The organism is Devosia sp. (assembly GCF_017307495.1).
GTDB lineage: Bacteria > Pseudomonadota > Alphaproteobacteria > Rhizobiales > Devosiaceae > Devosia_A.
The window spans coordinates 103981-115905 of sequence record NZ_JAFKHE010000015.1 but is presented as its reverse complement, the minus strand read 5'-3'; the positions used below and the strand labels follow the sequence as shown (position 1 = coordinate 115905).

Here is an 11925-nt window from a genome sequence, read left to right as displayed (position 1 = left end):
GGAAAATGGGCCGGTCGAAACCGGCCCTTCGTGCTCAGTAGTCCATGCCGCCAGCGGGCAGGTCAGGTTTGAGCGTCTCGAGCGCGTTGGCCGCACGCAGCAGCGCAACGCCAACGCCCCGCAGGATGCCCCTCTTCAACGGCAGTACGGGTCGGGTGAATGGCGTCGTCGACGCGATCCTTCTTCTCATTGACCTCGACCTCGGTCGAGCCACCGACGCCGATCACCGCTACGTCGTGTCCATTCGCGCCCAATCCTCTCGCTTCTCACAGGACGATAGCGCCAGGCTACAGCAACACCAAAGCGAGGGCTCCGAGCTTGCCGCTGCCAGGGTACGGCTGTGTACGTGACAGCAGAAACCGTCGTCGAAAGGAATGATGGGACAGGGCTGCTAGAGCTTGCAGGTTGCCTTGCAAAATCAAAGCGTTATGTACATTGAATGGTAGCGGAGGAGGGATTTGAACCCCCGACACACGGATTATGATTCCGCTGCTCTAACCAACTGAGCTACTCCGCCCCTGACGCGGGCGGGTCGAGAGACCGGCCGGCGGGGCGCACTGCGCGGCGCCTTATTAGGTTTGGCGGGGGGTGGTGTCAAGCGGCGGCGCATCCATTCCGACCCGCGGCTGCTGCCGCGCCGTGCGCCCCCGCCCTGCCCTACCTGGCGAGCGGATTGTCGCCCTTCCACCAGTGCTCGAACGGGTTCGACCACAGGATGTGCTGGATCGTCTCCTCGCTGACCCTGGGCAGCGGCGTGCCCTCGACCTGCCTGTTGATGTTGATCAGCCCGTCGGCCGACTCCGCTACCCCGGCGAACGGGAAATCCGTGCCGAAGAAGATCTTGTCGGCCGTGCGATACTCCTCGGCCAGCACCAGCATGTTGTAGTACTGCCAGGGCCGATACGAGAGCGCCGACTGCTCGAGCCACACATTGGGCTGCTTGCGCGCCACCACGATCGCCTCGTCGAACCAGGGATGCCCCATATGGGCGAGGATCATGGTCAGGTCGGGGTATTTCATCGCCACCGGCTCGACATGGATGGCCCGCCCCAGCTCGACCGGCGCATTGCGCGCGTAGGTCGTGCCCATGTGCATGGTCAGCGGCAGGTTGCGCTTCTGCAGGTATTCGTAGACCGGGTCGAGCCGCGGGTCGCTGAGGTGCACGCCGTTGTAGATCGGCCCGAACTTGACGCCCTTGAGGCCCAGGTCCTCGATGCCGTGCACCAGCATGTCCATGTAGTCCGCACGGCGCGGATCGACATAGGCGAAGCCGACGAACTTGTCCGGGTACTTGGCCACCGCGGCGGCCGTCGTCTCGTCGTCGCCCTCGACGCCGATGGCGTCGGCATAGCGCAGCGTGAAGATGATCGCCTTCTCGACGTCGGCCATCGCCGTGTAGAGCGTATCGGCATCGGACTGGTGGGTGATCTCGCCCTTGCGCACGCGCCCGTGCAGCGTCCAGTAGAGCGGCAGGATATGCTCCTGGTTGTAGATGTTGACGTGACAGTCGCAATAGGCACGCTTGGCCATCGGCCGGTCCTCCAGGAGTTCAGGCAGCCCCGACGACGCGCTGGCGATGCAGCGACATCAGGAAATCGGTGAGTTCGGTGTAGGTCATCGACGAGGTCGGCACGTCGAGCGCCACCTCGCCGCGGTCGAGCACGACCAGCCGGTCGCAGACGTCATGCACGTGGTGGATGTTGTGCTCGATATAGATGCAGCTGCGCCCGCCCGACTTGATCGAGCGGATGAAGTCGAGCACCTTGCTCACTTCCTTGAGCGCCAGCGCCACCGTCGGCTCGTCGAGCACGATCAGGTCGCTGTCGAAATGCATGGCGCGCCCGATGGCGACGCCCTGCCGCTCGCCGCCCGACAGCCGGCTCACCGGCGTATCGACGTCGATGCCGACGCCGCGAAAGCCGATGGTCGAGCGCATGATCTGGTTGGCCACCTTTTTCTCGGCCTTCACGTCGATGAAGCCGAAGCGGTTGGTGATCGGCCGGCCGACGAAGAAGTTGCGCCACAGCGGCTGCTTCTCGCCCAGCGAGGAATCCTGGTAGACGGTCTCGATCTTGAGCTTGTGCGCCTCCTTCACGGAGTAGCTCGCCGCATCGATCTTCTGGCCGCGTACATAGATGGCGCCGCTCGTCGGCTGCTCGACGCCGGTCAGCACCTTGATCAGCGTCGATTTGCCGGCGCCGTTGTCGCCGATCAGCCCGACGATCTCGTTTGAGCCGATCTCGAGCGTCACGTTCTTCAGGCTGACGACCTTGCCATATTGCTTGCCGACATTCTCGAGCCGGACGATCGGGGTGGAGCTCATTGTCTGGTTCCTGTGGAGTTCGCAGTGGCGCGCGGCACGGGCCCCGGCGCCCCCTCTCCCTTTGCGGGAGAGGGCGGGGTGAGGGGGCCTTGCCACAAGGCACCGGGGCAAAGGCCCCCTCGCCCGGATCGCTGCGCGATCCGACCTCACCACCACGGGAGTGGTGAGGATCGCGCCGTCGGGGATCAGCGGATGCCGGTCTTGACCAGGCCTTCGAGCAGGTCGACGTTGTCCTTGGTCATGGCGCCGGTCGAGGTGTACATCGTCACCCCACCCAGCCCGTACTTCTTCTGCAGCACGGCCGAGAGCACGCCGTAGAAGCCCTGCAGGTAGGGCTGCTGGTCGAGCACGGCGGTGATGTAGCCGGACTTCACGCCCTCGATCGAGGCGGCCGAGATGTCGAAGCCGGCGGCGATGACCTCGCCCGGCTGCTTGCCGGCGTCCTTCAGCACCTTGGCCAGCACGGCGGTCACGCCGCCATGGCCCGGCACCAGGATCGCCTTGGCATCGGGGTTGCTCTCGAGATAGGCGACCAGCACCGGCACCGACAGCGCCGGGTCGAGCACCTGCTCCTGGCTCCACTGCAGCGTATCGACCTTCATGCCCGCCGTGTTGAGCGCGTCCAGCGTGCCCTTGGCGGTGATGGCGCCCGGCGCGCCCTCGATGAAGGCGCCATAGACCAGCACCTTGTCGCCGGCCTTCAGCCCGCCGTTTGCGATCGCCATGTTGGCGAGGTTCTGCCCGGCCCCGAAGCTGTCGGCGCCGAAATAGTTGATGCCGGTGCCGGGCAGGTTGGTGTCGGTGGCGACGACGACAATGCCCTCTTCCTTGGCCTTCTCGAGGAACGACTTCATCCCGTCGACGCCCGGATGACCCATGATGGCGATGGCGTCCGGCGCGGCGGCGAGCGCCTCGTTGGCCTGCACCAGCATCTTGTTCGGATCCCAGCCCGAATGCTGCTCGATCAGGTTGACCTTGAGCACGCGGGCCGCTTCGCGAGCCCCGAGCTCACGGGCGAGCGAGGCGGTGTCGCCCGGATTGCCGCCCATCTGGAAATACATGGTCATGCCGGAGTCGACGGCGTCCTGTGCCATGGCGACCGGCGCCATGAGCAGGCTCGACAGGACCAGGCCGGCAAGGCCCCTAACTATCTTGCGCATGTTGTTTGTCCCTTTTCCCTTGTCAGCGGCTTGCCCCCCAGGGCGAAGCGCCTACTTCCTCGCCCTCGAGCGAAGCTCTTTGAGCAGCGGGACCTTGTCCGGGTCCTCGAGCGCTGCGTTCATGGTGACCGAGATGATGAAGACCAGCCCGATGAAGAACCGGGTCCAGAAGCCCTGGACGCCGCTGGCGACCAGCCCCGCCTCGATGATGGCGACGATCAGCGCACCGAACACGGTGCCGGCCATCTTGCCCGAGCCGCCGAAGATCGAAGTGCCGCCGATGAACACCGCCGCAACGACGGTGAGCAGGTACCCCATCCCGGCATTGGAGAAGTAGGTCGTCGTCTCGAGCGTCAGGAACACGCCGGCCAGTGCCGAGAGCGTCCCCATGAGCGTGAACAGCTTGATCTTCTCGCGATCGATCTGGATGCCGACCACCTTGGCCACCCTCAGGCTGTCGCCGATGAACAGCAGGTTCTCGCCGAACCGGTGGCGGTTGAGGATCAGCCACATCAGCACCGCGATGGCGAGCGCCCACAGGAACTGCACCGGGAACACCCCGATCCGTCCCGCCAGCATGGTGTGGATCAGGTCGCCCTCGATCTGCGGGATGGCCAGCGACATGCCGTTCGACACCACCGTGGTCAGCCCGCCCCACAGGAACAGCATGGCCAGCGTTGCGATCAGCGAGGGGATGCCCAGCTTGGTGACGACAAGGCCGTTGATGAAGCCCATCACCGTGCCGGCGGCGAGCGCCGCGAGCAGCGCCACCCAGGTCATATCGTAGTTCTGGTAGAGGATGCAGAAGACGTAGCTGGCCATGGCGATGACCGAGGGAAAGGAGAGATCCATCTCTCCCGCCACCACCACGAGGGTCAGGCCCAGCGCGATGATCATCGGCGGCGGCACCGTCGCCATGAAGCTCATATAGACGCGGAAGCCGAGAAAGGCCCGCGGCGCGGTGATCATGAACACCAGGATCAGCAGCGCCAGCACCAGGGCGATCGCCGTGCCTTCTACCTTGAAAAGCCCGGCGATCGAGTACTGGCGTGTGGGGGTGACGTTTTCTCCCGTGGCCATCACAGCACTCCGTACTTGGCGTAGACGTCGCGCAGGAACGCGCCCTGGCGCAGTTCCGTCATCGTGTGGCTCTCGCCGTTGATCTTGTCGAAGGCGAGCTTGAGCACCTCGGCCTCGACTGCCCTGGGCACGACCACCACGCCATCGGCATCGCCGAAGACGAAGTCACCCGGCTCGACGCGAACGCCGTCGACGATCACCGGCACGTCGACCGCCTGGATCTGTCCGCGCCCCTTGGAGTCAAGCGGCGCGATGCCGGCGTGGAACACCGGCAGTTTCATCTCCCGGATGCCGAGGATGTCGCGCACGAAGCCGTCGGTGATGCACCCCGCGGCGCCACGAACCTGGGTGGCGGTGGAGAGCAGGCTGCCCCAGGGCGCGATGCGCGAGGAGCCGCCGCAGGAGAACACCGCGACGTCCCCCGGCTTGAGGTCGTCGACGATGGCGATCTCGAGCTCGTAGGGGTTGGTTCCCTCCTCGACGAACGGCACCTCCATGTACTGCGCGGTCCGGGCCCGGCCACACAACCTGAGGGCATCGTCGAGCGGCCGGATCCTTGCCGACATCGCCTGGTTCCAGATGCCGATGGCATCGAGCGCGTCGCTCAGCACGGTCGAGTAGAGCTGCTTCCAACCTTCGGGAAGCGGTGGGTTCTGGCGTGAGGTCAACACGGTCACTGACACAAACCTTTGATCTAGAAAGAGACTTTTGAGGGAGGCGTGCCGCTGCCGCCGACCAGGAAATCGAAGTCGACGCCCTTGTCGGCCTGCTGCACGTGATCGATGTAGAGCCGGCCATAGCCGCGCTCGTAGGCCGGCGGCGGCGGTACGAACTCGGCGCGGCGACGGGCGAGTTCCTCGTCCGACACCTCGACTTCGAGCCGGCGTCCGGCCGCGTCGATGGTGATGAAGTCGCCGCTGCGGACCAGCGCCAGCGGTCCGCCGACTGCCGATTCCGGCGCAACGTGAAGGATCACGGTGCCGAAGGCGGTGCCGCTCATGCGCGCGTCCGAGATGCGCACCATGTCGGTGACGCCCCGTTCGAGCAGCTTCTTGGGCAGCGACATGGTCCCGACTTCCGGCATGCCGGGATAACCGCGCGGACCGGCGTTCTTCAGCACCAGCACGGTGTCGGCATCGACATCCAGCGCCGGGTCGTCGATGCGGGCGCGCATGTCCTCGGCATTCTCGAACACCATGGCGCGGCCGCGATGCTGCATCAGGCGCGGCGAGGCGGCGGACGGCTTGATGATCGCCCCGTCGGGGGCAAGGTTGCCCTTGAGCACCATGATGCCCCCCTGCCCCGTCAGCGGCCGATCCAGCGGCCGGATCACCTCGTCGTCCCAGCACTGCGCCGAGGCGATGCGCGCGCCGATCGTGCCGCCCTCGACCGCCGGGGCGTCGAGGTTGAGCAGGTGCCCGATCCGCTGCATCACCACCGGCAGGCCGCCGGCATCGAAGAACTCTTCCATCAGGAAGCGGCCCGAGGGTTTCAGGTCGACGATGGTCGGCACGTCGCGGCCGAGCCGGTCCCAGTCCTCGAGCTTGAAATCGACGCCGAGTCGGCCGGCGAGCGCGAGCAGGTGCACCACCGCGTTCGTCGAGCCGCCGATGGCGCCGTTGACGCGTACCGCGTTCTCGAATGCCGGGCGGGTCAGGATCTGCGAAATGGTGATGTTCTGCCGCACCAGCTCGACGATGCGCTTGCCGGACTCTTCGGCGAGCACGGCACGGCGGCTGTCGGCAGCGGGGATGGAGCCATTCATCGGCAGGCCGATGCCCAGCGCCTCGCCAAGCGAGGCCATGGTCGAGGCGGTACCCATGGTCATGCACGAACCGGCGGACCGGCTCATCGCCGCCTCGGCCGCATCGAGCTCGGCCTTGCTGATCTTGCCGGTGCGATACTCCTCGTCCAGCTTGAACATGTCGGTGCCCGAGCCGAGCGTGCGGCCGCGGAAACGGCCGTTCAGCATCGGACCGCCGGAGACGAGGATCGAGGGCACGTCGCAGCTCGCCGCACCCATCAGCACCGCCGGCGTGGTCTTGTCGCATCCGGCGAGCAGCACGACGCCATCGATCGGATTGGCGCGGATGGTCTCCTCGACATCCATCGCCGCGAGGTTGCGGAACATCATGGTGGTCGGCCGCATCAGCGGCTCGCCCAGGCTCGTGACCGGAAACTCCAGCGGGAAGCCGCCGGCCATCAGCACGCCGCGCTTCACGTGCTCGGCGAGCTCGCGCAGGTGCCGGTTGCAGTTGGTCAGCTCCGACCAGGTATTGCAGATGCCGATCACCGGCCGGCCGTCGAGCAGCTCGGGCGAGAAGCCCTGGCTCTTCATCCAGCTGCGCGGAATGAAGCCGTACTTGCCTTCCCGGGCGAACCACTCGGCGCTGCGATAGGCGCGCGGTTCGCTGGCGCCGACGGGCCTCTGCCCGTCAGCTTGCATGGTTCGGTCGGCCATGTGCCGTTCATCCCTCGTTCATCACTGCGGCGATCCCGCGGCCCTCCTGCGGCGTCCCAGTGACGAATGACATGTAACGTTAAATGTACGACGCGCGTCAAGGGGCTTTCTTGGGTGCCGGGATGTAGCCGGGATCTGGCCATTCATCGCCGTCATCCCCGGGCGAAGACCCGGGGACCCAGCGATGCCCGCGACATCCCATGGGTCCGCGGGTCAAGCCCGCGGATGACGACCGATGGTCGGGCGCGAAGTCTCTGCGGCACCCGGAGCATTTCACGGCCTGATTGAAACGGCCGGTTCATTGCCTCACCACCGGCTGTCATCCCAGCGAAAGCTGGGAACCAACTCTCAGTTGGCGCAGGTGGAGAGATGGATCCCGGCCTGCGCCGGGATGACACCGGGGATGGACGGGCCCACCGTGAGAAGCCCTACGTGGTGAAGCCCTGCTCGAAGACCACCGGCAGCAGGTGATCCCGCCGCGCGAAGTGCCCGTCGCGCAGGCGGTCGAGCATGGCCTGCCCTGCCCGCTCGCCCAGCGCATAGGCCGGCGACAGCACGGTCGTCAGGTGCGGGCGGGAATAGAGGTGCGCATCGAAGCCGTTGAACCCGACCACCCGCACCTGGCCCGGCACGCTGACGCCGCGATCGTTGAGCAGCAGCATGGCCGCGATCGCGATCGGGTCGTTGGCCCCGATCACCGCATCGGGCAACGGATGCTGGTCGAGATAGGAGGCGACCGCCGCCTGCACGTCGGCAAACGATTCGCTCTTGGCGCGCAGCATGGTCAGGCGCGCCTCTCCGCCCGCCGCCGCGATGCTGTCGGAGATCCCGGCGGCGCGGTTCTCGATCGCCGGCCAGTCCTGTCCGGGCACGACCATCAGCAATTCGCTCGCCCGGCGCGCCAGCAGGTGGTCGCCGATCAGCCGCCCGCCACCGCGGTCGTCCTGCCGGACGCTGCACACGTCTGGCTTCTCGCCGTCCACCGAGGCCTGGAACACGACCAGTGGCTGGTCGAGTTCGGCGAGGCGGTGGATCACCGCCCGGCGCTGTTCGGCCGGCCCGGCGACCATCGCACAGAAGCCCCCGACCTCGTAGTTCTTGAGGATCATCGATTGCTCGAGCGCGCTCGCCGCCATGCCCTGGATGGTCAGCGTGTAGTCCGCGCCGTTGAGCACGTTGGCGAGCCCCGCCACCACCTGGCAGGTGAAGAAGTCGGCGAGGAAGGTCGGCGACTCGTCGACGATGACCATGCCGATCGAGCGCTGCTCGGCGACACGCAGGTTGCGCGCATTGGTCGAGCGCCGGTAGTTCAGCCGCTCGATCTCGCGCTCGACGCGCTTGCGCGTCGCCGGGCTGACGAACTGCAGCCGGCCGTTGAGCACGTTCGACACGGTCATCGGCGACACCTCGGCGGCGCGCGCCACATCCTTGATCGTCGCCCGCGCCTTCGGCCTGTCCTCTACGCCCAACGCATCACCTCAAGTCCCCAACACATATATCGTTAAATCAACTCACCCCTCAACCCACGCAAAAACCCCGCCCCCGCCCGCCCCCAGAAACACCACCCCCTCGGGGCAACAGTCGCAATCAGGGGAGCGGCCAAGGGGCTTGTCGCGCCATACCGTCTGGCAAGCGGCGAGTGCCGGCCGCGCGACCGCCAACCTGGACACGCGGTGCCGCGTCGCCGGCCTAGCGTTCGAGCCTGGCGATCAGGCTCGAAGTGTCCCAGCGTCGCCCGCCCATCGACTGCACGTCGGAGTAGAACTGATCGACCAGCGCGGTCAGCGGCAGGTGCGCGCCGTTCTGCCTAGCCTCGTCGAGGACGATGCCGAGGTCCTTGCGCATCCAGTCGACCGCGAAGCCGAAGTCGAACGTGCCGGCATTCATCGTCCTGGAGCGGTTCTCCATCTGCCAGGACTGCGCCGCGCCCTTCGAGATCACCTCGATCACCGCCTCGATGTCGAGGCCCGAGCGCTTGCCGAAGTGGATCGCCTCGGCCAGCCCCTGCACCACGCCGGCGATGCAGATCTGGTTCATCATCTTGGCGAGCTGGCCCGACCCGGCCGGACCGAGCAGCCGGCACGCCCTGGCGAAGGCCATGATCACCGGCTGCGCCGCCTCGAACGGCCCCTGCTCGCCGCCCACCATCACGGTCAGTTGCCCGTTCTCCGCCCCGGCCTGCCCTCCGGACACCGGCGCATCGAGGAAGGCGAAGCCCCGTTCCATCGCCGCCGCGCTGAGTTCACGCGCGATCGTCGCCGAGGCGGTGGTGTGGTCGACGAACACCGTGCCCGTGCCCATGCCGCCAAAGGCGCCGTTGTCGCCCAGCGTCACCTGCCGCAGGTCATCGTCGTTGCCGACGCAGGCGAACACGATCTCCTGTCCCCTGGCGGCCTCGAGTGGCGTCGCCGCAAGGCGCCCGCCGTGCTCGGACACCCACTTTTCCGCCCTGGCCGTCGTGCGGTTGTAGACCGTGACATCGTGCCCCTTCGCCTTGAGGTGCCGCGCCATCGGATAGCCCATGACGCCGAGCCCCAGGAATGCTGCCTTCACCATGGTCATGACTCTCCGGTCCGATGTCTTCAGGGGTGGCCGAGCGGAATCGGCACCCCATCATCATCGGATTGGCGCGGTTCACAAGGCGCGCCGGCCAGCCTTTCGGCGTAGGCGATCGCGGCGTACATGTTGACGTGGTTGGCCCGGCCGGTCCCGGCAATGTCGAACGCGGTGCCGTGGTCGACCGAGGTGCGGTCGATCGGCAGCCCGAGCGACACGTTCACCGTCGTGTCGAACGCCACCAGCTTCATCGGGATGTGCCCCTGGTCGTGATACATGGCGACCACCAGGTCATAGGCGCCATGATAGGCCTTCTGGAACACCGTGTCGGCCGGGACCGGCCCGACCGCGTCGATGCCCTCGGCCCGCGCTGCCGCGACGGCCGGGACGATCTGCTCGCTGTCCTCGGTGCCGAACAGCCCGTTCTCGCCGCAATGCGGGTTGAGGCCCGCAACCGCGATCCGGGGCGCCGCGACGCCGATGCGCCGGAAATGCTCATGGCCGGCGCGGATGGTGTCGAGGATGCGCGGCGTCCTCGCCCGCTCGATCGCTCCGCGCAGCGCCACGTGGGTCGAGACATGGATCACCGACATCCGCTCCGACGCGAGCAGCATGAAGCTCGATCTGGCGCCCGTCAGCGCCGCCAGCATGCCGGTATGGCCGTCATAGTGGTGGCCGGCCGCGTTCAAAGCCTGCTTGTTGATCGGCGCCGTCACGATGCAGCCGATCTCGCCGGATTGCGCCGCCCGCACCGCGCTCTCGATGTAGCGGAAGCTGGCGTCGCCGGCCCGGGCATCGAGCCTGCCGAACGGCGGGAGGTCACCGTCGAACGGGGTGTGCTCGACCGCGACCGGGGTGCGGGGAGCGGAGAAATCGAGATCGGCGCCAACCACTTCGGCCGCCCGCTGCAGCACGTCGCGATTGCCGAATATGCGCACCCGTGCCCGCTGAGCCGGCGACATCTCCGCCACCGCCTTGCAGATGACCTCCGGCCCGACCCCGGCAGGATCGCCCATGGTGATGCCAATGATGTTGCCCGCTGCGCTCATCGCGTCGCTCGTCCGCCGCCCATCTTGTTGACCTGCCGCTGATGTAGCCGCTCGGGCGCCCGCTGGCGAGGCGCTCGTGAACCGCGCGCACCCGCCTGCCGCGTCCTCCCCCTTTGGTGTCGCTTCCCTGCCCGCTGCCCCGTTGCTATGGAGCGGTGCCGCTCCCTCGTGCCCGAATGGCGTGATCGTGAGGCCGGCCGTTTCAGCCTGGCGCGCCGTTCATCGATGAGACCCAAGATTGCCGTTATCGCCGACGACTTCACCGGCGCCCTCGATTGCTCCACCCCGTTCGTCCTCGCCGGCCTGAGCGTCGTGGCCGCGACGCGGCCGGAGCGCGTGGGCCGGGCCCTGGCCGCCAATGCCGATGTCGTCGTCGTCAACACGGCCTCGCGCGCCCTGCCGCCCGGCGTCGCGGCGGACCTGACCGGCATCGCCGCCGCCGCGCTCGGGGGCGTCGACATCGCCTTCAAGAAGATCGACTCGCGCCTCAAGGGCAACGTGCTCGCCGAGGTCGAGGCGGCCGCTGTCGCCTTCGGCCGCGATCGCATCGTCGTCGCGCCGGCCATTCCGGACCAGGATCGCCCGACCATCGCCGGCGCGGTCACCGGCCGCGGCGTGCCGGTCCCGCTCCCGATCGCGCCACATGTCCCCGAGCACGCCGTCATCGTCGACGCCACGAGCGACGCCGACCTCGACGAGCTGGTCGCCGCCGAGGACTGGTCGGGCACCCTGGCCGTCGGCGCCCGCGGCCTCGGCCTGGCGCTGGCGCGGCGTTACGGCGACAGCAGGCCACAGCCCTTCGTGCCCTCGCCCGGGACCCTGTTCGCCATCGGCTCGCATGATCCGCTCACTCTCGCCCAGCTCGAACACCTGCGCGGCGCCGTCTCCTGGCACGACGCCACCCTCGGAGCCCATGCCGGCGACCTTGCCAGCCTGCCCGCGCTGCTGCGCAGCACCGGTCCGTTTGCCGGACCCAATGTCGAGATCTCCGAGCGCTTCGCCCGCGCTGTCCTCGCCGCCGTCGACGCCCGGGCTCCCGACACGCTGGTGCTGAGCGGCGGCGACACGGCGCTTGCCGTTCTCGATGCCCTGGGCATCGGCGTGGTGCGCCCGCTGGGAGAAGCCGCACCCGGCCTGCCGTGGTTCCTGATCGAGCGCCCCGCGCGCCCCGCCCTCCGCTGCATCGTCAAATCGGGCGGCTTCGGCGGCGCGGACACGCTGGTGAACCTGCTGCCGAAGTAACTGGCCTCGCCGAACATCTCCCCGGTCGCGCCTGTCGCCGGCACGCGACCAGCC

10 protein-coding genes, 1 tRNA gene and 1 pseudogene are annotated in these 11925 nt (G+C 67.6%); 1 reads left to right on the top strand and 11 read right to left on the bottom strand.

The features are described from left to right. Positions 1-67 precede the first annotated feature (67 nt). From groEL to pdxA, 11 genes and pseudogenes are all read right to left on the bottom strand, one after another. A pseudogene (gene groEL / locus J0I99_RS06905) lies at positions 68-233 on the bottom strand (chaperonin GroEL); the annotation flags it as partial. Positions 234-440: 207 nt separating this feature from the next. Next, positions 441-517: transfer RNA gene (locus J0I99_RS06900), tRNA-Met, on the bottom strand. Positions 518-657: 140 nt separating this feature from the next. Further along, the gene (locus tag J0I99_RS06895) at positions 658-1530 is read right to left on the bottom strand and encodes an amidohydrolase family protein (protein ID WP_291396777.1); all 873 of its coding nucleotides are present in this window, start codon (positions 1528-1530) and stop codon (positions 658-660) included. Positions 1531-1549: 19 nt separating this feature from the next. Then, entirely contained in the window at positions 1550-2323 is a 774-nt protein-coding gene (locus tag J0I99_RS06890) for an ATP-binding cassette domain-containing protein (RefSeq protein ID WP_291393940.1), read from the bottom strand. Between the two features lie 185 nt (positions 2324-2508). Beyond that, positions 2509-3483, bottom strand: a complete 975-nt coding sequence (locus tag J0I99_RS06885; protein ID WP_291393938.1) for a substrate-binding domain-containing protein — start codon at positions 3481-3483, stop codon at positions 2509-2511. A 51-nt stretch (positions 3484-3534) separates the two neighbouring features. Then, positions 3535-4563 (bottom strand): ABC transporter permease, encoded by a 1029-nt coding sequence (locus J0I99_RS06880; RefSeq protein WP_291393937.1) that lies wholly within the window; start codon positions 4561-4563, stop codon positions 3535-3537. Further along, positions 4563-5240 carry an RraA family protein gene (locus tag J0I99_RS06875; RefSeq protein ID WP_291393936.1) on the bottom strand — a complete coding sequence of 226 codons (678 nt, stop codon included), beginning with the start codon at positions 5238-5240 and terminating at the stop codon, positions 4563-4565. Before J0I99_RS06875 ends, J0I99_RS06880 begins: the two co-directional genes overlap by 1 nt. A gap of 17 nt (positions 5241-5257) precedes the next feature. Beyond that, on the bottom strand, positions 5258-7009 hold the full coding sequence (locus J0I99_RS06870; protein WP_291396996.1) for an IlvD/Edd family dehydratase: 1752 nt from the start codon (positions 7007-7009) through the stop codon (positions 5258-5260). Positions 7010-7452: 443 nt separating this feature from the next. Beyond that, positions 7453-8493, bottom strand: coding sequence for a LacI family DNA-binding transcriptional regulator (locus J0I99_RS06865; RefSeq protein WP_291396775.1), 1041 nt, complete (start codon positions 8491-8493; stop codon positions 7453-7455). Positions 8494-8713: 220 nt separating this feature from the next. Next, the gene (locus J0I99_RS06860; protein ID WP_291396774.1) at positions 8714-9580 is read right to left on the bottom strand and encodes an NAD(P)-dependent oxidoreductase; all 867 of its coding nucleotides are present in this window, start codon (positions 9578-9580) and stop codon (positions 8714-8716) included. 26 nt (positions 9581-9606) lie between these two features. Further along, positions 9607-10629, bottom strand: coding sequence for a 4-hydroxythreonine-4-phosphate dehydrogenase PdxA (gene pdxA / locus J0I99_RS06855; RefSeq protein WP_291396773.1), 1023 nt, complete (start codon positions 10627-10629; stop codon positions 9607-9609). A 225-nt stretch (positions 10630-10854) separates the two neighbouring features. Here pdxA and J0I99_RS06850 point away from each other — a divergent pair, with 225 nt between their 5' ends. Next, positions 10855-11871: a four-carbon acid sugar kinase family protein gene (locus tag J0I99_RS06850; RefSeq protein WP_291396772.1), complete on the top strand. Its 1017-nt coding sequence runs from the start codon at positions 10855-10857 to the stop codon at positions 11869-11871. The last annotated feature ends 54 nt before the right edge of the window (positions 11872-11925 follow it).